Here is a 22,819-nt window from a genome sequence, read left to right as displayed (position 1 = left end):
GCCTCGATGCGGTCCGCCTCAGGGAACAGCACCTCGAAGTCAAGCGATGTGTATGTCCAACCAACGATGCTCATCAGACCTCTCTCCGAACGGGATCTCGATGTCGGTGACCGCAACGCCAAGCGGGAGCCAGGCGAGGGAACCATGCGGTGGTGCCGCCTCACGGAGTGGTCTCCAGGAACTGGAGCAGCCGCTCGTTGAAAAGGTCGGGCTCGTTCATGTGCGGCTCGTGACCGCTGTTCTCGAACATCGAGTAGCTCCCGCGCTGGACCTGCTGGGCGAACCACTCCATTCCCTCAGCGTGGTAGTACGGGTTGAGTCGGCCAGTGACGACCCAGGTGGGAATGTCGATCCGCGGCAGCACGTCCCGCCAGTCCGCGACGAAGTGGTCCAGCAGCAGCTGGGTGACCTGCTCGTGCGGGTAGTTGTCATGATGGTGCGTCAACTTGGCGAGTTCACGTGCGGCCGCCTCCGGCATGTCCGGCTCACGGTCCAGCTCGCCCCACGGGTGACGCATGTTGGCCTGCTCCCACGCATGAGGCCATTCGACGCCGAGCACTCCCCACTTCCACGTCTCGTCGTTGACGATTTTCGGCGACTGGTCGACAGCGACGAAGCGGCTCACATCGCGCGTGCCGAAAAGGCTGAACAGGGCCAGCGACACCGATACACCCATCGAGTGACCGACCAGGTTGACGTCGGTCAGCTGCAGACCGTCCATCAGCTCTCGCAGGTCCAAGCCGTGTCGAGACATCCGCTGACCGAATGCGGCCCGGTCCGAGTCGCCGTGGTTTCGTTGATCGATGTTGATCACGCGGTAGCCGGCGTCGAGCAGCGCGCGCCGCTGGAAGGGCCAGTATTCGCGGCTGGCGGAGTAGCCATGGACGAGCAGTACCGGTGCACCGGATCCCTCGTCGTCGTAGCAAATTCGCACGCCGTCGGAGGCGGTGAACATCAGTCCGGTTCCGCTCATGGTGGGTTGTCCTGCCTTTGCTATGGGCGGCGGGCGCGCCGCCAGGGTGCCAGGAGTCCGGTCGAATGCGCCGCCGGGTGACGCGGCGCCGATCTGGAGGCCCTGGGGAGAAACGGATGGAACGGTCAGGCACCTCGTGAAGCGGGGTGGTCCTCGATCACGAGTACTTCGGAAGCGATGACAGCGGGGCCGCCCGAAGGGCCGAGGACACGCCCCCGGGCTGCACCTCGTCCGCCGTTCGGGGGCGGAACCGCCTGCGGAGGGTCAGCAGCACGATCGCTGAGGCGGAGATTATTGTGCCGGTCAGGTCCGGGAGCCAGCCGGTGATGTAGGGAGCGGCGAATCGTGTCCAGCCATTCGCGTTCGTCGGGAGTGAGCCATTGGGCTTGGCGGGGTCGGTCGGTGAGGTAGAACCACGCGGCGATTCCGAGTGCCACCGTGGGCAAGCCTTCGATGGTGGGCGACCGCAAGAAACGGGATCAGTCGGAGGGGGACCTTACGGACGATGCGTGCCTGGACTGCGTCGGAGGGTTTCTTCGGATTTTCCTGATGCACTGGGCTGGCTCCCTTGCGGGCTCAATTGAGGGGGGACTGAGCGGGAGGCGTTATCCGAGCGCTGCGCCGCCGCACACGCGCAGCACCTGCCCGGTGACGTACGCGGCCGCGGGCGAGGCGAGGTAGGCCACGGCCGCGCCGATCTCCTCGGGCTTGCCCATACGCGGGAGGATCTGTTGGCTGAAGTCGTATGCCACGTTTTCGGTGAGCGTCGTGGCGATGGGACCAGGTGCCACCGAGTTGACGGTGATTCCCAGGGCGCCCACCTCTTTGGCGAGCCATTTGGTGAGGGCGATGACGCCGCCCTTGGAGGCCGCGTACGCGGGCCCGGAGCGTACCTGGTCCTCACTGCCCGAGGAGGCACCGCCCATGATGCCGCTGATCGAGCTGATGTTGATGATCGCGCCGGCGCGCTGCTCGCTCATCCAGGGGCTGATGGCGGCGCGGCAGAACAGGAAGGTGCCGCGGAGGTTGGTGTCGATGTCGCGGAACCATTCGTCGTCGGTGATCCCCGTCAGACTTGCCCGGGTGGCTGTCCCGGCGTTGTTGACGAGGATGTCCAGGCGCCCGAAATGTTCGACGGTGCCGGCTACTACGTTCTCGACCTGCTCGCGTGCGCGTACGTCGACCGCCTTGCCTTCATGGGTCCCGGCGGGGAAGCCGGTACGTAGTAGGTCCACGGTCTCGCTCGGGTCGCGCATGTCGGCGACCACGACATGGGCGCCTCGCCGGGCCAGTTCCACGGCTATCGACCGGCCGATTCCACGGGCGGCTCCGGTGACCAACGCGACTCGCCCTGTGAGGTCGAACGGGTCGGTTCCGGCTCGCGTCGCCTCGGTGGTAGGGCGAACGGTGTTCATGTCACATCCCTGAATGGCTGAGTGGTCGGTCCGGAGCAGGATGCGCCTCTACGGGCGTGGGCCACTACAGCGGGACGTTGGAATGCGAACGCCGATTTTCCTCTTACTGTCGAACCCCGGCCGGCATGAGGTCCATCATCGTGAGGCCAATGTGGAGCACGAGCCGGGTGCGGCCGTCTGCCAGGTCGAGGCCGGTGAGCTCGCTGATGCGGCCGAGACGGTAGTAGAGGGTGGTGCGATGGATGTTCAGCACGTGCGAGGTCGCGGGACCTGAGCACGCGTTGTCCAGGTAGGCGCGCAGGGTCTCGGTGAGCTGGCTGCCGCGGTCGATGTCGAGGAGGCGGCGGAGCTCGACCGGCAGCGCACTCCCGGTGAGTTCGTCGGAGGGGATGCGCAGCAGTGGGCCGTAGGGTCCGACGTCGGCCCAGACTGCGACTTCCGTGCCCAGTACCGAGGAGGCGGCGCGGCGGGCCAGTCGGGCCTGGTCCGCTGTCTCCACGGCGCGGTCGAGGCCCTCAGCTGCGGATCCGACACCGGCCACCGGTGTGAAGCGGCCGGCGGCCATGTCCTGCACACGCTCGACGATCCGTTGCGCGTGGCCGCGGCTGACGTTGTCGGCGAGGGGGTTGGGGCCGCCGAGGAGCAGCAACGCACCGTCGGTGGTGACCGCGTGCAGTTCGGCCGTCGATCCCGGCGGGCGGCTGAAGGTCACGGCGTCGCGCAGTGCCATCTCGACATGGGAGGCGCTCACTGTCTCCGCGACAGGTACCACCCCCACGTCGATGGCTGTGACGTGCGTGAACCGGTTTGGCTCGCCGCCCGGGCCGAGGTCGGCCAGTGCGCGGCGGCGCACGGTGGGTTCCTTGCTGACCAGGTCCCAGACGGTTCGTTCGCGGGTGGCCGCGCTTTCGTCACCCAGGCGTTGGCCCGCCAGCATCGGTGCGACGATCCGTGCCGTTTCGTTGATCGTCGCGAACTCGGAGCTGGTGAGGGACCCTTCGGCGTCCATCACCAGCAGCAGGCCGAGCAGATCGCCGCGCCATCGGATGGGTACCGCGACGCGGGCCTTCATCCCGATCTCCTCGTAGGGAGGGATGACACCGGCGGTGGTCCAGGTCGACACCCCCTGGGCGAGGACGTGACCAATGGCTTTGGGACCGGCGTCGCGGTGCAGGATCGCCTGGACACGGACCTGGTCCTCATCGTCGAAGTGGGCGCTGCTGTAGAGCATGCGTACGGCCGGATCGTTGATCACGACGGACCGCTGCAGCCTCTGGGCGAGCTGGTCGACGATGGGCTGGATCTCGTTGTCGGACACACGATTATTCTACAGAGAGAGGAAAAGCCATCTTGTTTCCTCGTCCCGTGGCGGTGCCCAGCGCCCCGTCCGCGCGGCATGGTGGGCCGACCGGGGCGTCTCGGGCGATGCCCCGCCGACTTCAAAGATGAAGGTTCTCGATGACCAAGCCACCGCAGTTGATCGGATGGGCCCATACCGCGTTCGGCCGCCATCCGGACCATGACATCGAACGCTTGATCGCCGCGGTCAGTGGCGCGGCTGTCGAGGACGCCGGGCTGGAACCCGGCGACATCGACGCCATCTTTGTCGGAGTGTTCAACAACGGCTTTTCGAAGCAGGGTTTCGAGGCCGCGCTGGTCGGTGCCGGCGCGCCCGCTCTGGCGTCCGTGCCTGCGGCCCGGGTGGAGAACGCGTGTGCCACCGGGTCGGCGGCCCTGTTCGCGGCCCTGGACCGGATCGAGGCCGGCCGTGCGCGTGCCGTGCTCGTGGTGGGCGCCGAGAAGATGACGTCGATACCGGGATCAGAGATCAACGACATCCTGCTGAGTGGTTCGCACCGGCGTACCGAGGAGGCGGCGGGCAGTTTCGCGGGAGTCTTCTCTGGACTGGCCGACCGTTACGCCGAGCGGTACGGCGACCCGCACGACGCCATGGCGCGGATTGCGGCGAAGAATCACCGCAATGGTGTGGCCAACCCCTTGGCGCACATGCGCAAGGATCTGGGATTCGACTTCTGTGCCACTGAGTCGGACCGGAACCCGCGCGTAGTGGGACGGCTGTTGCGCACGGACTGCTCGATGGTGTCCGACGGCGCGGCCGCCCTGATCGTCGCCGACGCCGACCTCGCGCGCACGGCGGCCCGTGCGGTCACGGTGCGTGGCCGTGGGCAAGCCAACGACCACCTGGCGGTCGCCGCGAGGCCCGATCCCCTCGCCCTGGTCGGCGCTGCCGCGGCGTTCCACGGTGCGCTGGACGAGGCCGGAACCCGGCTGACGGAGCTTGATCTGCTCGAAACCCATGACTGCTTCACGATTGCCGAACTGCTGCAGTACGAGGCGTTCGGTATCGCCGCGCCCGGTAAGGCCGCCGAGGTACTGGCAAGCGGTGCCACCGAGCGTGACGGGACGTTGCCCGTCAATGTGTCCGGCGGCCTGAAGGCGAAGGGACATCCGCTGGGCGCCACCGGCGTGTCCCAACACGTCATGGCTGCCATGCAGCTCGTCGGCGAAGCCGGAGAGCTGCAGCTGTCGACCGTCGACCGTGCGGCTGTGTTCAACATGGGCGGTGCCGCCGTCGCCAACTACGCCACCGTCCTGGAGCGGGCACGATGACCATCGCCGACGCACGAGACAACGCGGAATTCGCCTGCGAGGCCGCAGCACCGCGGCACCGGGCGGTCAATCTCGCCCACCTGCTGACGCAGACCGCCCGCCGTTCCCCCGATGCCTGCGCGCTGGTGCACGGTCGAACGCGCTGGACGTGGCGGGAGCTGGACCGGCGGGTCTCGGCGCTGGCCGCTCGCCTGCTCGATCTCGGAGTGCGGCCCGGCCAGTGCGTGATTCTGGACGGCCCGAACCAGCCGGAGTACGTGCAGGCCATGTTCGCCGTGTGGCGAGTCGGGGCGGTGCTCGCACCGGTCAACGCGCGTTCGCACGACAGCGAACTCGTGCCCATCGCCTCGGTGTGCGAGCCCGTCGTGATGATCGCGCACAAGTCGGCCGCTTCGCACGTGAGCGCGGTCGAAGCGGTGGTCGGTCCTGGGCTGGTGACCTTGTGGCTGGAGGAGTTCGGCTCGCTGAACGACCCGGAGCGGGAAGTGCCGGATCACGGGGTCTGGGCCGGCGACGCCGCGTGGTACTTCTTCACCTCGGGCACCAGCGGCTCCCCGAAGGCGGCGGTGCTCACCCACGACCAGCTCGGCTACGTGATCACCAACCACATCGCCGATCTGATGCCGGGCATGACCGAGGCCGACCGGTCCCTGGTCGTGGCTCCGTTGTCGCACGGCGCTGGCGTGCACCTGCTGCCCCAGGTCGCGCGCGGGGCTGCCACCGTCATCCCGGTCTCGACGAGCCTGGATCCCGCCGAGGTGTGGGAGCTGGTGGAATCCGAGCGGATCGCCAACCTCTTCACCGTCCCGACCATCCTCAAGCGCCTCACCGAACACGACTCGGTGCGTGAGCGCGACCACTCGTCGCTGCGTCATGTCGTCTACGCCGGTGCCCCGATGCCCCGTCGGGATCAGCAGCACGCTCGGGCGACGCTGGGAGAGGTCCTCGTGCAGTACTACGGGCTGGCCGAGGTGACGGGCAACATCACCGTCCTGCCGCCGCACCGGCACGACCACGAGCCCCCGGCGAATGTCGCGTACAGCACCTGCGGCTACCCGCGCACCGGGATGCAGATCAGCATCCAGGACGCGGAGGGCAACGAGGTCGCACCGGGCGAGAGTGGGGAAATCTGTGCCGCGGGGCCGGCCGTGTTCCGGGGATACCTCAACAACCCGGAGGCCAACGAGGCCGCCTTCCGCGACGGCTGGTTCCACACGGGCGATGTCGGGATGCTCGACGAGCAGGGCTTCCTCTACATCACCGGCCGACTGTCCGACATGTACATCTCCGGTGGATCCAACATCCACCCCCGGGAGATCGAGGAGAAGATCCTCAGCCACCCGGCGCTCAGCGAGGCGATCGTGCTCGGCATGCCGGACGCGACATGGGGTGAGGTCGGTGTGGCCGTGTGTGTCCTCGCCGACGGCTCGTCCGTGACCGGTGAGGAGGTCCGGCAGTGGCTGACCGACCGCATGGCACGCTACAAGGTGCCGCGGCATGTCGTGTTCTGGGACCAGCTGCCACGGTCCGGGTACGGCAAGATCGTGCGCCGTACGGTCCGCGAGCTGCTGATCGAGCAGGGCTGGCCGTCATGACGTCGGGTCGCTGGGCACAGCCCCTCCGTCATCCCGGAGCCGTCGCGGCGCAGCGCCGCGTCTCCGTGCCGACCACCAGCACACCGGCCCGGGTGACCCTGCCCGCCGGGGCGCGCCTCGTCGACGCGATGGCCCACGAGATCGAGGCCCTGGGTGCGAGCTCCGGTCAGGTCGAGCTGCTCGACGGGTCACTGTCCCGGGTCAGCTACTGCGTCCCCGCGTTGTGCCACGATGGCACGACCGCGGTGACCTTCAGCTCCACCAGGGAAGCCGTGGCACCCGCGCGTCTGATCACCGGGTCGGCCACGGTCGGGTTCAGGCACGGGCAGCGTTTCGCCCACTGTCACGCCGCCTGGTTCGATGCGTACGGCGAGGTCAGAGGCGGGCATGTGTGGCCGGAGACCGTCATCGGTCCTGGCCCCGTCCACGCTGTCGTGCATGCCCTGGGACAGGCCGAACTCATCAGCGACACCGACGCCGAGACCCGGTTGCCCGTCTTCACGCCCCGTCCGGCCAAGCCCGGCGGCGTGAACGGGCGCGGGGCGGTGCGGGCGGCCATGTCCCGTGTCGCACCGGGGGTCCGGCTTGCCACTGCCGTCCGCGACGTGATGCGGGAGAACGGTTTCGAGCGTGCGTCGATCGCGGGCAGCGTAGGCAGCCTGGTCGGTGCCGTCCTCCGGCGCGACGGTGGTGCGTTCATCGTCGACGGGCCGGCCACCGAAGCCTCTCTCATCGGCCGCTTCGACCTGCGCGATCCCGCCGCACCGTTCTCCTGGATCAGCGGGATGGCGATCGACAGGTTCGGGAATGTCCACCGCGGAGAGTTCCTCGATGAAGAGAACATCGTCGCCGTCACCTTCGAGCTGCTGGTCGAGGAGGTGACGCAGTGAAGTCCCTCGATCGCCTCCGCGCGCACGGGTGGCAGGGAGGCGGCGCCAGCGACAGCCTGTTGGACCGGGTCGCCCAGGCGAATGACGCCTCCCATTACCTGCTCACGCCACAGGCCGTCGTGGTCGCCGGGAGCACGCAGGACGTCGCCGGGCTGATGACCGCCGCCGGCCGGGCCGATGTCGCCCTGACGTTTCGCGCCGGCGGGACCAGCCTGTCCGGACAGGCGGTGACCGACTCCGTTCTGGTCGACACCCGCCGAGGCTTCCGGGGTATCGAGGTGCTCGACGACGGCCGCGCCGTGCGGGTGGAGCCGGGAGCCACCGTCAGCGCCGTCAACGCCGCTCTGCGACCCTACGGCACGAAGCTCGGCCCGGATCCAGCCAGTGAGTCCGCCTGCACCATCGGCGGCATCGTCGCGAACAACTCCAGCGGGATGACCTGCGGCACGCACGCCAACCCGTACCGCACCCTTCGTTCGCTGCGGTTCGTCCTGCCCAGCGGCACCCTCGTCGACACCGGCGACGCCGACGCCGACGCCCGCCTGCACGCGCTCGAGCCGGATCTGCATCGGGGACTGCTGCTGCTCCGTGACCAGGTCCGAGGAAACCCGGCTCTGGTGGCCCGGATCAGGGAACTGTTCGCCATCAAGAACACCATGGGCTACGCGGTCAACGCCTTCCTCGACTTCGACACGGCCGCAGACATCCTCGCCCACCTCATCGTGGGCAGCGAAGGCACACTCGCCTTCATCGCCTCGGCGACTTTCATGACCGTGCCGGTACTTCCCCACACCGGTACCGGATTGCTGGTTCTGCCTGATCTGGTGTCGGCCGCCTCGGTGCTGCCCGCGCTCATCGACAGCGGCGCCGCGACGATCGAGTTGCTCGATGCCCAGTCGCTGCGTGTCGCCGCCGCCGACAAGGACGCGACCGAACGCCTGCGCGCCCTGCCCATCTCCCGACAGGCCGCGCTCCTCGTCGAATACCAGGCGCCTACGGTCCCGCAGCTACAGAACTTCCTCCAGGAGGCGGAAGCACGCTTCGAATGGACCTCGGGCGGGGGCGACGAGCTCACGACGGACCCCGCGACACGGGCCGCGTTGTGGAAGATCCGAAAGGGACTCTTCGCAGCCGTCGCCGGCGCCCGGGCGGCCGGGACGACCGCTCTCCTGGAGGACATCGCCGTCCCTCCCCCCGCCCTTGCGGACACCTGCGCGGAACTGACCCGACTCTTCGGCAAGCACGGGTACGACGACAGCGTTATTTTCGGGCACGCCAAGGACGGCAACGTCCATTTCCTGCTCAGCGCCGAGTTCCAGGACTCCGCCGGGGTGGACCGGTACGCGGCCTTCACCGAGGACATGGTCGAACTGGTGCTGGGACGCGGCGGCACACTCAAGGCCGAGCACGGCACCGGCCGGGTCATGGCGGCATACGTCCAACGCCAGTACGGCGCCGAACTCTACGACGTGATGCGGCAGATCAAGAGCCTGTGCGACCCCCGCCGGATCCTCAACCCCGGCGTCCTGCTCACCGACGACCCTGCCATCCACCTGCGACACCTGAAAACGACCTCACCGATCGAAGCCGAAGCCGACCGCTGCGTCGAGTGCGGCTTCTGTGAACCCGTCTGTCCCAGCAAGGACCTCACCCTGACCCCGCGGCAACGCATCGTCACCCGCCGCGCCATCGCCGCCGCGCGACAGTCCGGCGACGATGCGACCGCCACGGAACTCTCCCGCGCCTACGAGTACTCGGGCGTGCAGACCTGTGCGGCGGACGGAATGTGCCAGACAGCCTGTCCGGTCGACATCGACACCGGCGCGCTCGTCCGCCGGCTGCGCGCCGAAGGCCGCGGCAAGACCGTCCAGGCGATCGGCCGCACGGCCGCCCGCCACTGGGCCGGCGCGACGAAAGCCGCGGCGGCAGGGCTCACCGCCGCCCACCGACTGCCGACCGTGTCCGCGGCGGCTACCGGTGCCGCGCGCAAGGTCCTGCCGACGGAGGCCGTACCGCAGTGGTCACCCGAGCTGCCCCGCGGCGGCCGCGCGAGGTCCGGCAGGCCGACACCCCTTCCCGACATCGTGTTCCTGCCCAGCTGTACAGGGGCGATGTTCGGCAGCGCCGAGGAGGTGTCCACGGCGGACGCGTTCCTGGCGCTGTGCGCGAAAGCCGACATCCGGGTGGCCGTGCCCGACGAGGTGGCTGGCCTGTGCTGTGGAATGCCGTGGTCCTCCAAAGGACTCACCGACGGCGCCGAGGTGATGAGCCGCCGTCTCCACGCCGCGCTCCGGCGAGCCAGCGACGAGGGCGCCGTCCCGGTCGTTGTCGACGCGTCGTCGTGTACCGAGGGAGTTCGCAAAACACTGCCGCCCGGCATGCGTCTCGAGGACGCCACCGAGTTCACCGCACGCGCCATCCTGCCGCAGGTAGACATCGAGCGAACCTCGGACGTGCTTGCCCTGCACCCGACCTGTTCGTCGGTCCGCATGCACACTGACGACAGTCTGAAGATCATCGCCGACGCTCTCAGCGCACGCGTCTTCATCCCCCCTTCATGGGGATGCTGCGCGTTCGCCGGCGACCGTGGGCTCCTGCGCCCGGAACTCACCGACAGCGCGACCCGCCGCCAGGCCGCCGAGGTCCGGGAGTCCGGGGCCACCCTGCACGTCTCGTGCAACCGCGCCTGCGAGCTCGGCATGACCCGCGCCGTCGGCCGACCCTACCGGCACATCCTCCAGGTGCTGAACGAACGAAGCACAAGGAGGTCGGCGTCCGCATCGATCCCGCCGACGCCGTCCACATGATCCACCACCTCGATACCGAGGAGCGGGCCGGATCGGGATCGCCTTTGTGACCAGAGCTTGACTCATGGAGTCGTCAGGGTGAGGGATGGGCCGGTCCCGACAAGGCATATGACGGAGGTTCGGCGACTCATGGCAGCTTGTTGTGCCCGGCCCCCGAGGCTGCTATGTCGCGTCAACCTGCTTGAGCGAGTTCTTCGGCGTCTCCAAGTCGGTTCCGGTGGGTGAGCGTGTTCAAGGATCTTGAAGATGTGGCGGCAAATCACTCGCCCTTGCAGGAGGATCAAGCCACACCGCGCGGGCATCGACCGGCGGCGGCAAACTCATCATGAGCCAGCCCGAGTTGGGGCGGCATGAGGTCACGCGAGCCTGTGCCGGTCTGGATCCTAGACGCTACGGCTGCAGACCATGCGTCTGGGTCCGATTCAACAAGTCAGAGGTCCGGCCACCGTCCGGTCCGGCGCAATGCCGGACAGTTCGCGGACGGCAGGTCTGCATGACGTGGATGCGCGCGTACGACACCGATGCCCATGCCAGCCGCGCAAAAGGAGTTGAGAGCGCGATGTTCAACACCGGCGGCGTGGACGTCTTCCTCGGCCTGGACATCGGAACACCGCCCACCACGGCCACGGACTGACCTCGGCCGGCAAGAAGGTCTTCGACAAGCCGCTGCCCAACAGCGAACCGAAACTGCGCGCCGTGTTCGACAAGCTCGCCGCCAAGTTCGGCCGGTCCTGTCGATCGTGGACCATCCCGCCGCGATCGGCGCCCTGCCACTGGGCAGCTCACGCCGTACCCGTGAGCTGGGTGACGCAACCACCTTGTCCAGGGCACGCAGAACGTCGGTCTTGATGTCGCGGTTCTCGGCCACGGCTTCGACGACGAACTGACGGTCGGCCATCTCGCCTCGATCGTTGGTGAAGGAGAGCCTGGCCAGCGCCTGGTCCCGCTGCTCCTCGGTGAGCTTGCCGCGCCGCACGCCTCGGTCGAGTGAGGCAGTGATACGGCGGCGGCCTGCCGTTGCGGCGTCGGGTGTGCCTTCGGCGACGCGGACGCCAAAGCCGTGGCGGGCGACGACTTCGGCGATGCCAGCGCCCAAGAGGCCAGAGCCGACTACGCCGAGACGGGTGATGGTTTTCACTCGAGATCCGATCTGTACGGGAAAGCGCGCGTGGCTGCCGGGTGTGACGTCAGACGTTGCGGCGGTACTGGCCGCCGACCTCGAAGAAGGCCTCGGTGATCCGCTCCAGCGAGCAGACGCGAGGCGTCCATGAGGACGGCGAACACGTTGCCGCCGCGTACGGCCGCTTCCTTGAGGGCGTCTAGGTCCTGTCTGACAAAGGATCTTGGATGGACTCGCGGAGCCAGAGGATGAGTGAGGCGAGGTGGACTCCGGCCTTGTAGCGGGCGGCGAGTTTGTCGAAGCGGGTGGCGATCGCGCGGAACTGCTTGAGGCGGTTGAAGCAGCGTTCGACCACGTTGCGGGCCTTATAGAGCTCGCGGTCGAAGGCTGGCGGTCTGCCGCCGGCCTTCCCTCGCCGCAGGCGGTTGGCCTTCTGGTCCGCCCGTTCCGGGATCACCGTCCGGATGCCTCGCCCGCGCAGGACCTGGCGGATCGCCCGGGTCGAGTACGCCTTGTCCGCGATGACCGCGTCGGGCCTGCGGCGGGGGCGCCCGGCGCCGGTCCGGGGCACTCTCAGCTCGTCCATGACCGTGTCAAAGACGGTGGAGTCGTTGACGTTGCCGGGCGTGACGACGACGGCCAGGGGCAAACCCCGGCCGTCACAGGCGAGATGGATCTTCGTGGTCAGCCCGCCGCGGGAGCGGCCGAGCGCCTGGCCAGCCGACGGGCGTTCCGGATCTTCCTCGTCCCCCGGCTCCGCCCCCTTTTGCGGGCGCCGGCGGCGTGCTGATGGGCCCGGCTGATCGTGGAGTCAACCGACACCGTCCACTGCACGGCTCCGACGGAGTCGTCGCGGACCTGGACCTGCTCGAGCAGACGGGCCCAGGTGCCGTCCGCTTCCCAGCGGGCGAACCGTTCATAGGCCGTCTGCCACGGCCCGTAGCGTTCCGGCAGGTCACGCCACGGAGCACCAGTCCGCAACCGCCACAACACCCCGTTGATCACCTGCCGGTGATCCCTCCACGGCCGCCCACGACCGTCAACACCCGGCAACAACGGCGCTATCCGTTCCCACGCCGCATCCGTCAACTCACCACGACCCACCACAAGATCAATTATCAGACAGGCCCTAGAGATCGTCTTCAAAGGTCAGATCCAGAGCAGGATCGAGGCGATGGTGACGGCCGCCTGGTAGGACTCGCGGGTCTTGTCATAGCGGGTGGCCAGTCCGCGCCACTGCTTGAGGCGGTTGAAGCAGCGCTCGACGACGTTGCGGCGGCGGTAGACGCAGCGGTCGAAGCCGGGCGGCCGTCCGCCGCGTGTGCCGCGGTTCAGTCGGCCCAGGATCTGGTCGACGCGTTCGGGGATCGTGTGCGGGATGCCGCGTCGTCGCAGGTAGGCGCGGATCTTTCGGGAGCTGTAGCCCTTGTCGGCGACCACATGGTCGGGCCGGGTGCGTGGACGCCCGGGCCCGACTCTGGGCACGCTGATCGAGTTCATCACCTGCTCGAGGCGGGTGCAGTCGTTGGCGTTGCCGCCCGATAAGACGAAGCCGAGAGGGCGGCCGCGCCCGTCGCAGGCCAGGTGGACTTTCGTACTCAGTCCACCCCGGGATCGGCCAAGGGCGTGATCACCCGCTTCGTCCCGGTCGACTGCCCCCTTTTGCCGCCGGCGGCATGCTGGTGGGCCCGAACGATGGTGGAGTCGACCGACACCAGCCAGTCGATGTCCCCGGCCGCGTCCTTGTGCGCCTGGACGGCACGCAGCATGCGCGAGAACGTCCCGTCCAGTGCCCACCTGCGAAAACGCGTGTACAAGGTCTGCCAGGAGCCATAGCGTTCCGGCACATCACGCCAGGCTGATCCGGTTCGCAGCTTCCACACAATGCCGTTCAGAACCAGCCGGTCGTCCGAACGGGGCCGCCCCGCAGTCCCCGAACTCGGCAACAACCGCGACAACGCAGCCCACTCGGCATCCGAAAGCTCATGACGACGCACCATGGCCAGCATGATCTCTCATCACCTGATCACCTTTAAAGACGATCTCTAGAGGCAGTGCCGCAAAACGAAGTCGTCCTGCCCAAACCGAACGGTGTCCACGTCTCGCCCCGTGTGAGTCAGGACGTAAGCCGCAGCGAGCGTGGCGTGTCCGCACAGGGATACTCGACGACCAGGTTGTCGGGGACCGGCATCATCGCCGGCGGCGAGTTCCCGGGCCGGCGGCGGTCAGGTCGTGGGTCCGGACCGGCGTCACGTGGGAGAACCAGAGCGGCGTGCCATCGGGCCAGGCGACGGCCTGCTCGTTGATGCCGTGCTTGGCGAGTCAGGGGTCGGTCAAGATACCTGAGGCACACCGCGCGACCGAGTAGTGTGCGGTAGACGCCACGGCCGACTAACGCCGCACAAGCCGGTACTACAGACTTCGCACCATTGACCTACCAGCGAGTAATGATCATTTGAGCGGTGCGGCGACGTAGCGTGGATGCGATATTGAGCATCAGGCCCAGGCGCGGCGATCACGTTCGCAGTGGGTGCCGTTCCTGATGAGAACTGCGTCCGGTCGGCCCGAAGCGACGGGGCGGCACGAATCCGGTATCTCTCAGGGGGTTTGCTCGATGACAGCAAGGCACGGTCCCGAGCGGTCCGCAACACCCGTCCCGGGCATCGACCGGGCTCTCGTCAACCCGACTCACCGCCCGCACCGGCCGACCCTCCGCACCCACGCGCCCCATGCTCGACAACCCGGTCGTCGACCTCGGGCCCGACGCAGAGGGCACCACACTGATCAGCGAGTGCCTGGCCCGGGAGGCGGCCGAACGGTTCGGCACCGTCTACGGCCCTCTGGCGCTGATGGCACTGCGGTTCCACAGCCCGATGAACGAGTCGCCGGCCGAGCGGAAACATGCCCAACGGATGGTCGCCTTCCCGCTGATGACGATGTAACCCACCGCCGCTACGGGCCCACCGTTCGAGTTCGAGCGCTGCCTCGCCCTCCCAAGCAACCGGACCGTCGCGGCGTAGATTCTCCTCCGCGTCCTCTCCATGTTTGTGGTGTGGAGCGTCGTCCAAGCGTTCGGACCGGACTAGCCGGCCGACGTCGCGGCCACGCGCACGCAGGACGGGTAACCCATCAGCGCAATCAACCGCTCGACCCACTCCTTCATGGGGCAGCGTGCTGCCGACCGCGCCGGATATGGTGATGCTCTTCTGGTGAAACTGTTGGCTAGAAAACGGTTTTCTGTCCTCAGACCGGCCCCAGTGTCGCCGGTGCTCGGCCTGGTCCTCGCCGTCCTGTTGCGTTAGATCCGGCCCCCGCCCACAGACTGGCCGGAATCCGATCACGCGCCGTGCCGACAAAAGGAAGGCCGCGCTTCGCCCATACGAACGACCTGAAACGCGATTCCGCCCCTGGGGCGCAAGGAGATTTCGATGGCTGGACTGTACGGACGCAATAAAGAACTTGGAATTCTAGAGAATCTAAAAGCTCGTGCGAGTCCCGCACAAGCGGAATTGATGATCGTCACCGGTGACCGGGGCATGGGAAAGTCTAGACTTCTGGGTACGGCCTCACGACTGTCTGCGAATGATGGGCTAGAAGTTGTGCAGATCAACGGTGCGGGGCTGTCTGGCATTTCGCTCCGCTATTTCCTCGAGGATCTGTCCGCCGGAAACCTCAAGGAATTCGCCCACCGTTGGTCGGACTGGGTCGAGTTCTACGCCCCGGCCCGCAGGCCGGCAGGACTGGCCGTGATCACCATGGACGACGTCGACTGGTGCGCCTCGGTCAGGACGGGGTGGAGTATCTTCCGAAACGTCGCGCGACGCCTACGCCGTCCCCTCGTCATGGTGCTGAGTCTCCCGAGCAACGTCACCGTCAAACCTCCCGCGATCAACCCGGTGTCCCCACACCACGTCCAGGAACTGGATGGGGTCGTTTCATGCCGTCTGCTGCCGCTTCCTCAGGAGGCGGTTGAGCAACTCGCCACCGACCTGCTGGGAATAACACCGGGGTTGGAGATCCTGAACATCTGCGGCCACGCCCGGGGCATACCCGGCCGTTTGCTGCCCATCCTGAACGGCCTGCTGGAGGCCGGGATCGTCTGCGGACCGGACGGCGCCGCAGTGCCCTCCCCCCACCAGCTGCTGCCCCTGGAAATCCGGGGCCTCGCGGGGGAGCGGCTCACGGGTCTGTCCGACGGCACTCGCCGGATCCTGGACATCGCCGCAGTGATCGGGAGGTCTTTCGACCTGGAAGCTCTCTCCCAGGTCCTCGGCCAGACCTCGCTCAGCCTTCTCCCCGCCATTCGGGAGGCGCAGGAAGCGGAAGTACTGGTCAAAGACGCCTCCCGTTCGGAGTTCAGCGACCTGCTCATATGGCAGACCGTCCGGGAGAGCGTGCCCGGTCCTATACAGACCGCCATCCTCAGGGATGTCGGCCATCAGATCCTCCTCTCCGGCGGAGCGGACGCCTTCGGCTCCGACTGCCTGCTACGCGCGGCCTGGGGCGGGGACCGCAGCGCGGCCGCCAGCCTGCCGGAAGCTGTGACGCGACACGCGGGCACCGACATCCGCAGCGCCCTGACTTTCGCCACGGCGGTGCTACAGCTGCCACTCCTGGACGAGAAGAGCTACGTCCAGATGCTGTGTGTCCAAGCCGGCGGACTGTCCTTCGAGGGGCGGATGACCGAGGCGGCCACGTGCCTGAAAGACGGACTCAAGCGCCCGCTGAGCCAGGAATCGGCGCAGACCCTCCACACCATGCTCATGTGTGTGCACATCTGCAGTGGCGACGCGGCGAGCGTGCTCCTGGAGGCCCAGCAGATCGCCAACGACCAGGACGGTCCATCGGGCGCTCCCAACGGGATTGCCTTGCTTCAGAAGTTCTTCGACTCGTGGGACACAATTTTTGCCATGCCATGGGCGGGCACCGGGGAGGCCGTCGGGGCCGTCGGCTCCCTCTCGACCCGGCTCCTGTCTGGCTTCCGGTCCTGGTATGACGGCCGAGTGACTGAGGCGCTGGAGACCTTTCGATCGGTCAACGACTTCTGTGCTGTGCCGATCAAATCCGGCCGACTGCACGAATCGATCTCCCGGGCGACTCGCATCCAGTGTCTGGTGAGCATGCGTAGGTTCGACGAGGCCCAGGCCGAGCTGCGTACGTTAACGACCTGGATCGACGCCGACGGGCGCCCAAACTGGCACTCGCTGTCGGAGGCACTGCGTGCCCTGCTCGCCCTAGAGCGAGGGGACCCAGAGACCGCCAAGGCGGCCGCCACGGCGGCGCTCGCCCTGGCGCACCGCCACGGAACCGGCGCCCTCTCGCCGCTGGCCCACGCGGTTTTGGCTGTGGTCGCCCTACGACGCACGGACATGAAGGCCGCCATCGAGCATGCCGCCCTCTGTACCCCGCTGGGAGCGATCCCGCCCAACCCGGCTGTGGCGCCCGCCGCACTATGGGCCCTACTCATGGTCACGGAGGCCAATGACGGTCCCCAGGCCTCCGTGGAGTTGGCTGAAGAGCTGCTGGCCGCAGGCATGAGCCGGTCGAGCATGCTGCTGCACGCCCCTTACGCCGCGCCCTGGCTGGTACGCACCGCGCTGGCCGCCCACCGCCGCGATTTCGCCGTCCAGGTGGTGCTCGCGGCGGAGCGGCTCGCGAAGGACAACACCGACTGCCCGCTCCTCACCGTGACTGCCAGGCATTCCCGAGGACTGCTGGAGGGCGATGCCGACGCGCTCCGCAGCGCCGCAGAACACCACGAGGACACCTGGTCCGTGGCCCAGGCGCAGGAAGACCTGGGCCAGACCGCCGAGGAGTGGCAGACGGCCATACCGGATCTCGAAGCGGCCGCCGAGACGTACATACGCGCCGGGGCGTCGAGGGAAGCTGCCCGAGTCCGGCACCGCCTGCGCGAGCACGGCGTGCGCCGCCGCCACTGGAACTACGCCGAGCGGAGCCTGACCGGTTGGACTGCTCTCACGGAAACCGAGCGCGCCATCGCCCGGCTCGTCGCCGTGGGAATGACGAACCGAGAGACGGCCCAGCAAATGTCCATATCACCCCACACCGTGAATTTCCACCTACGGAACATATATCGCAAATTGAACATTTCATCACGCGTCAAATTGGCAACAATGATCAATCAATAGGAGGAGGACGAGGACCGTCATCTCGTCGGTGTGGCGTGCCGCGCCCTGTCCGTCAAGTCGAAGCGGGGCCGATCGGGCTGCCGTACCCGACGGCCGGGGGCTGACGAACCGTCAGTCTGTTCTACCAAGGGCGGCGCTACTGGCCGCCATTCACCGCCACACGCACACACAGCGCGTCAGCGATGCCGAGTCTGGGCCGGCCCTGTCGTACTACTGTGCGCGACCCTCTCGGACCTTCCCGGGCACCCGCGCTACCACAAGTCACGTGCGCCAAGGAGGCAGCATCCCCATGCGCGCTCACGGAACCCCGCGGACAGGTAGCGGAGGTGGAGCCTGCGCACGCGGAGCTCCCAGGGTGCCGTATATACGCCGACGCCGAGAATTGATGGTTTTCGAATGAGGCGAAACAAGCAGAGCCTCGAACCGGCTCACCCCGCGAAATCGGCCGTCGGCGGGTCAGCCCTCGCCGCTGGCCGCGTGACTGACCCAGCCCGCAGACAAATGGGCGCGCGGCACGCAACCCTAGCGATGCTTTGCCGGACACCTGGCTATGAAGCGGGTTCTCTGGCCTCAGGAACGACTTCCAACGATCCGGGGTGAACGCAACACGAGGCCTCTCGGGCTGGTCACAGCGGGAGGGCCCGAGCTGAAAACGCTCACTGAGTACATTTGGCGACCTACTTGAAACTTACACTTGACGAACACTGAAGCCAATGAAGATGATGCATGAAGACAAGCCCGTCACGATCTCGGGTTTCCGGGGCCCCTGGCGAAGCATGCGCACCCCACCCCCGGCCCATCCCCGAGCGTGTAGCTTTCGAGCGAAACAGCACAAGAGCCATCACAAAACCGCCCGCCTGTCGGGGCATTGCAGCACGGCCCGCCACCGGACCATTGTGAAGAAGTGTTGCTGACCAAACCACAGTTGGCCTGCCCCCCCAGGCCAGGGTGTTACTTGACCACCTGCGGTGCGACCGGCATACCCCTGACCGCCTTTGCATGTCACCTGCGAGAAAGAACCCCCACACGTGACTACAGACGCTGGCACGAAACTTCCCCGCAACGTACTTGTCTCCGAATTGGAAAAATGGCCCGGAGGCGATGGTGTTCTACTTATCGAAGGACCGCATTACACGGCCAAGACAGCCCTGCTCTCCGCAATCAGTGAAAGAACTTCCGCTTCCGGGGCACGGGTTCTGGGCGCAACCGGCTGGCCGGGCGAACATCTCTCCTCGTACGGGGTCCTGACGCAACTTCTTCGCCAAGCGGACGGAGCGGACGACTTGATTACGCATCCGGGCAGCAGGGCTCTGAACCGGGATAGCGGATTCTACAACCCATGGCGCGCTCCTCTAGGCCACCACGATTTGTACCGCTGCCTTGTCAAGATGGCCGAGCAGCGCCCCCTCCTCCTGGCGGTCGACGACATCAATCACACCGACCTGGCCTCACAGGATGCACTGCGTTTCCTGGCACGGCGGTTGAGGGGTACGCACATCAGGCTTGTCCTGACCTACCGTACGGGTCAGACCGTCTCCTACTGCGACGACTTCGTCACGGACATTCGTCGGCTGCCGTACACCAGAGTGGCCCGACTGGGCCCGCTGTCGCTGGAGGAAATCACCGACTACGTCGGGCAGATGACGGCCGGGCTCGACGACCGCCGCACGGACACGCCGACCAGTGAGATCGGCAGAAAGCTGTACACGATCAGCGGAGGCAACATCACTCTGGTACAACTCCTGCTGTCGAACTACCGTGACGCGGCCGTTCAGGGCCGCGACGAATGGGCCGTCGGCGCGAACTTCCACGAGACTGTCCGTGCCCAGGTAAAGGGCGTGGAACTGCCCGGGTTCACGAAGGGCGCACGGGCAGCCGCCGTACTCGGCCGACTCTGTTCTCCATATCGGTTGAGTCGACTGCTCGACGGGGACCCGTTTCAGGCCGACCGGGTCCTGCGGGCCCTGCAGGAACTTGGCATGACAGAAGGCGATCACCTTCGGCATCACGTAGGGCAGGCACTCATCGACGACCCGGCGTTCATCGAGCGAGCAGACCTGCACCTCAACGCGGCCCGCGTCCTGTTCGACGACGGCGTTGCCGTGGAGCACATCGCGGCACATCTGACAGCTGCGGGAAGGATCCGCGCGCCGTGGGACCTGCCCCTGGTGATGGAACTCGTCGGCCGCACACTGGAGAAGGGCAACCATGACGCCGCAAAAGCGCTGCTACGGGTCGCGCAGTCCTCCGACACGACGGCTGCCGAGCGCTCAGCGATCGACATGCTCCTCCTGCGCACGGAATGGCTGACCAACCCCGCACTGGCTGCCTCCTTGATGCCGCCGCTCGTTGCCGCCGCACGTCGCGGCGCCCTTCAGGTGTCCGACATGGCCTTTCTGACCCGGGCGCTGACCCTGCACGGGTTCTCGGACCGGGCCGGCGAGTTGATGGACCTGATCCGAGATGTGCCGCCGCAGGCGGATGCTTGGGCGGAAGTGCTCCTCGCGCGGATCTTGTACTGCGTCTGGCATGGTGTACCGCGGCAGCACGCCCAATTGGTCTTCCGGGGTACGGACGAGTCCCATGCCTTCAGGGTGAGCAGCCAGGTGCCGTGGCTCCGTGTGGCCCTGGACAAGGTTCCCGATCTCCTCAAACAGAGCGACCCGGCCGGAGCAGTCTTCGCGGCGGAGCAGATACTCGAGACCATCCGGGTGAAGTCATCGGGGCCCGAACCCTTCCTCGTGGCCTCCCTGCTTCTGCTGACGACAAACTCGCTGTCCAAGGCTCAGGAATGGTGTGCCAGGCTCTCCCACTCTCTTGACGCCCACCCGTCGCCGACGTGGAAGGCCGTGCTGTCCTATGTCAAGGCCAAGGTGTCCTTCCAGCTCGGCGATCTGGGTGCTGCGCACAGGCTGCTCGGTGAGGCGCTCGCGCACAAGCGCTGGGAGGAGTGGGGCGGGCACGTCGCGTTCCTCGCGGCACTCCAGGTGGAAACACTCACGGAGATGGGCAGGCACGAGGAAGCGGCAGCAGTTCTCGACTGTCAGGTTCCCCCGTCATCTCTACAGGGAATCGGCGGATTGCTGTACTCACTCGCTCGTGGGCGGCACCACATGGCCATGAACCGCGTTCACGCCGCGATTGCCGAGTTCGAGAACTGCCGGTACCTACAGACCTGCCATGAGACCGATTTCCACCTGTCCGCACGCTGGCAATGTGCACTCGCCGAGGCATACCTGCGCAGCGGGCGGGTGGATGAAGCCCGGAAGATTCTGCTCGAGTACGACGGCCAGCTCCTCGGAAGAGAAACGCCGGCGCGCGGGGTGACGCTTCGCCTGCTCGCGATGACCAGCGAACCCGACCAGCGGATTCCGCTCCTGAAGAACTCGGCTGACATGTTGGAGCACACCAACCATTGGCTGGATTTGGCCTACACCCTGTCCGAACTCGCCTGCGCCTACCGGGAGACCACAGAGCTGGGCCTCGCCCGGACGACGCTGAGGCGAGCCCAGCGCTTGGCACAGCAGTGCAAGGCAGGCATGCTCCAGGAACGCATCACCATGGACGCGATCTCCGAGGTCACCCAGAGGAAGAGCACCGACGAGCACCACGAGGAGTTCGCTGCACTGAGCTCGGCCGAGCAACGCGTTGCCCTCCTGGCGGTCCAAGGGCACACGAACCGAGAGATTTCCAAGCGCCTATACATCACCTCCAGCACGGTGGAACAGCATTTGACACGCATCTACCGGAAGCTGCATGTGCGGCACCGCGAGGATCTCGAGGGCATGTTCTCCCCGGCACTCATGAATGTCATCAGCCATACATGACGTTTCGGCGTACCCCGCACAGAGACCGACTGTTCGGTGCGGGGCACGCTCGCGGCATCGCGCGATTGAGACCGTTCCGCTTCGCCGATTCATGAGACCGATTCTCTCGCCTCAAGTGACGTCGCCGACCTGAGACGTTTCGCGATTCTGGTGACTTGTCCCCGCGATGCGCGAGGACTGCGGTATCCGGCCCTCGCGTTGCTGTGCGCAGCCGTCTCGGCGGTGCTGACCGGGGACTCGGTCGTTCATCGCCATCGGTGCGTAATCACGGATGCCTTCAGCGTGTTCTGGGTGCGCTTGGCTGCGCTGGCGTCCGCGTATGCGGCTGCCGCCGGAGCCACACTCCTCAACCGTGTGCCCCTTGCCACAGCGTGTGGATGGTGACTCGAGGGACGCGGCGATCAGCGCGTATCTCCAAGCCAAAACGCCGCCCCCTCGTCCAGGGGCGAGGCAAGGCCAGAGTGAGGATGATCGCGGTCGACGGCTAGGTGGGCTGCGGATCGCGAATTCAATGAGCTTCTTCAGCGTTGCCGCTCAAGGGTGAGGATGGCCTTGGCGATTGACGTCATGCGGTTTGGAGTGCATCGGGATCTGCGGAAGATGCGCCAGGGCTTCAGGCGCGCGACGCCGCGCTCGACCGGTGCCCGTGCGGCAGCCAGGGCTCGATTGACGGTCGCCTTGGTGAGGGAGAGGTTCTCGCAGGGGCTTGCGTTTGATGCCTGTGGTCACCCAGTGGCCGCCGCCCTGGTAGGCGAGGTCGGCGAGGATGGGGACGCCCTGGTGCTCGCAGATGCGGTGGGTGCGGGCAGCGGTCAGGTCGTGAGGCCGGCCCGGCAGTGCGGGTGAGAGCCACAACAGCCAGCCTCCGGGATCGGTGATCACCTGGACCACCCCGTGCCTTCGGTGTTTGATGCCCCTATGTTCGTCAAGCTGCCGTCATCAGGGTCGCTGAAGCATCGGGCTGCTGGTGGCGCGTGATCATGTCGGCGCGGATCAGGTGGCATAGCTCGCGGGCTGCGCAGCGTTTGAGGCAGCGCATGACCTCACGTTTTCCCTTTCCTTCGGCGGTGCGTCGCTCGAGGTAGAGACGGGTGCGCTCGTCTTGTCTCATGCGGGTGACCACGATGCGGTGCAGTGCGGCGTTGGCCTGCCTGTCTCCGCCGCGATTGAGCCGACGGCGTTGGCTTTTCCCTGAGGACTTCTCGACGGGACTGACACCGCACAGGGCGGCGAAGGATGCCTTGCTGCCCAGCCGTTCTGGGTTGTCGCCTGCAGTGATCAGCAGGGCCGCCGCGCTGTCGGGTCCGATTCCGAGCTGCTGTGGGCGCTCACGGAATGTTCCCGGGGTCGGCTCATGTAATGGGACCGACCCCGGTCTGTTGAGTGGGTCTACTTCGTGGTGGCCGTCGCCT

General features: G+C 66.9%; 13 protein-coding genes and 4 pseudogenes. 8 read left to right on the top strand and 9 right to left on the bottom strand.

Annotated features, from left to right (window positions below):
* Positions 1-160: 160 nt before the first annotated feature.
* The 3 genes from ABZ855_RS45575 to ABZ855_RS45565 form a co-directional block, all read right to left on the bottom strand.
* On the bottom strand, positions 161-973 hold the full coding sequence (locus ABZ855_RS45575; protein ID WP_360819053.1) for an alpha/beta hydrolase: 813 nt from the start codon (positions 971-973) through the stop codon (positions 161-163).
* A gap of 605 nt (positions 974-1,578) precedes the next feature.
* Positions 1,579-2,388, bottom strand: a complete 810-nt coding sequence (locus tag ABZ855_RS45570; protein WP_360819050.1) for an SDR family oxidoreductase — start codon at positions 2,386-2,388, stop codon at positions 1,579-1,581.
* A 103-nt stretch (positions 2,389-2,491) separates the two neighbouring features.
* Positions 2,492-3,706: a helix-turn-helix domain-containing protein gene (locus tag ABZ855_RS45565; RefSeq protein ID WP_360819048.1), complete on the bottom strand. Its 1,215-nt coding sequence runs from the start codon at positions 3,704-3,706 to the stop codon at positions 2,492-2,494.
* A gap of 140 nt (positions 3,707-3,846) precedes the next feature.
* On the opposite strand from ABZ855_RS45565, the gene ABZ855_RS45560 reads away from it, so the two are divergent.
* The 5 genes and pseudogenes from ABZ855_RS45560 to ABZ855_RS45540 all read left to right on the top strand — a co-directional run.
* Entirely contained in the window at positions 3,847-5,019 is a 1,173-nt protein-coding gene (locus ABZ855_RS45560) for a thiolase domain-containing protein (protein ID WP_360819045.1), read from the top strand.
* Positions 5,016-6,614 (top strand): AMP-binding protein, encoded by a 1,599-nt coding sequence (locus tag ABZ855_RS45555; RefSeq protein ID WP_360819042.1) that lies wholly within the window; start codon positions 5,016-5,018, stop codon positions 6,612-6,614. Before ABZ855_RS45560 ends, ABZ855_RS45555 begins: the two co-directional genes overlap by 4 nt.
* Entirely contained in the window at positions 6,611-7,504 is an 894-nt protein-coding gene (locus ABZ855_RS45550; RefSeq protein WP_360819039.1) for a hypothetical protein, read from the top strand. Before ABZ855_RS45555 ends, ABZ855_RS45550 begins: the two co-directional genes overlap by 4 nt.
* On the top strand, positions 7,501-10,311 hold the full coding sequence (locus ABZ855_RS45545) for an FAD-binding and (Fe-S)-binding domain-containing protein (RefSeq protein WP_360819036.1): 2,811 nt from the start codon (positions 7,501-7,503) through the stop codon (positions 10,309-10,311). The genes ABZ855_RS45550 and ABZ855_RS45545 overlap by 4 nt, the downstream gene beginning before the upstream one ends.
* Before the next feature lie 559 nt (positions 10,312-10,870).
* A pseudogene (locus tag ABZ855_RS45540) lies at positions 10,871-11,087 on the top strand (transposase); the annotation flags it as partial.
* A gap of 32 nt (positions 11,088-11,119) precedes the next feature.
* On the opposite strand, the pseudogene ABZ855_RS45535 reads toward ABZ855_RS45540, so the two are convergent.
* The 4 genes and pseudogenes from ABZ855_RS45535 to ABZ855_RS45520 form a co-directional block, all read right to left on the bottom strand.
* Positions 11,120-11,449: pseudogene (locus ABZ855_RS45535) on the bottom strand (3-hydroxyacyl-CoA dehydrogenase NAD-binding domain-containing protein); the annotation flags it as partial.
* A gap of 181 nt (positions 11,450-11,630) precedes the next feature.
* Positions 11,631-12,538 (bottom strand): IS5 family transposase gene (locus ABZ855_RS45530; protein WP_360819035.1). Its coding sequence is split into 2 segments (ribosomal slippage): positions 11,631-12,199 and positions 12,199-12,538, totalling 909 coding nucleotides; the frame shifts between segments, so codons are not numbered across the junction.
* A gap of 42 nt (positions 12,539-12,580) precedes the next feature.
* Positions 12,581-13,428, bottom strand: a protein-coding gene (locus ABZ855_RS45525; RefSeq protein WP_360819095.1) for an IS5 family transposase whose coding sequence is annotated in 2 segments (ribosomal slippage) — positions 12,581-13,065 and positions 13,065-13,428 — 849 coding nt in all. Because the reading frame shifts where the segments join, the coding sequence is not laid out codon by codon here.
* 220 nt (positions 13,429-13,648) lie between these two features.
* Positions 13,649-13,747: pseudogene (locus ABZ855_RS45520) on the bottom strand (IS5/IS1182 family transposase); the annotation flags it as partial.
* A 413-nt stretch (positions 13,748-14,160) separates the two neighbouring features.
* Between ABZ855_RS45520 and ABZ855_RS45515 the strand changes: the two are divergent.
* The 3 genes from ABZ855_RS45515 to ABZ855_RS45505 all read left to right on the top strand — a co-directional run bounded on the left by ABZ855_RS45515 (position 14,161) and on the right by ABZ855_RS45505 (position 21,407).
* Complete coding sequence (locus tag ABZ855_RS45515) at positions 14,161-14,373, top strand: hypothetical protein (RefSeq protein WP_360819032.1); 213 nt, start codon at positions 14,161-14,163, stop codon at positions 14,371-14,373.
* A 657-nt stretch (positions 14,374-15,030) separates the two neighbouring features.
* The gene (locus ABZ855_RS45510; protein ID WP_360819029.1) at positions 15,031-17,580 is read left to right on the top strand and encodes a LuxR C-terminal-related transcriptional regulator; all 2,550 of its coding nucleotides are present in this window, start codon (positions 15,031-15,033) and stop codon (positions 17,578-17,580) included.
* Between the two features lie 1,028 nt (positions 17,581-18,608).
* The gene (locus ABZ855_RS45505; protein WP_360819026.1) at positions 18,609-21,407 is read left to right on the top strand and encodes a LuxR C-terminal-related transcriptional regulator; all 2,799 of its coding nucleotides are present in this window, start codon (positions 18,609-18,611) and stop codon (positions 21,405-21,407) included.
* A gap of 521 nt (positions 21,408-21,928) precedes the next feature.
* On the opposite strand, the pseudogene ABZ855_RS45500 reads toward ABZ855_RS45505, so the two are convergent.
* Both ABZ855_RS45500 and ABZ855_RS45495 read right to left on the bottom strand, forming a co-directional pair.
* Positions 21,929-22,316: pseudogene (locus ABZ855_RS45500) on the bottom strand (transposase family protein); the annotation flags it as partial.
* A gap of 16 nt (positions 22,317-22,332) precedes the next feature.
* Positions 22,333-22,819, bottom strand: a 487-nt coding sequence (locus ABZ855_RS45495) for an IS110 family transposase (protein ID WP_360819023.1), incomplete at its 5' end; no start/stop codon positions are given.

This window comes from Streptomyces sp. NPDC047042, assembly GCF_040644035.1.
GTDB lineage: Bacteria > Actinomycetota > Actinomycetes > Streptomycetales > Streptomycetaceae > Streptomyces.
This window is presented reverse-complemented; position numbering and strand designations above follow the sequence as displayed.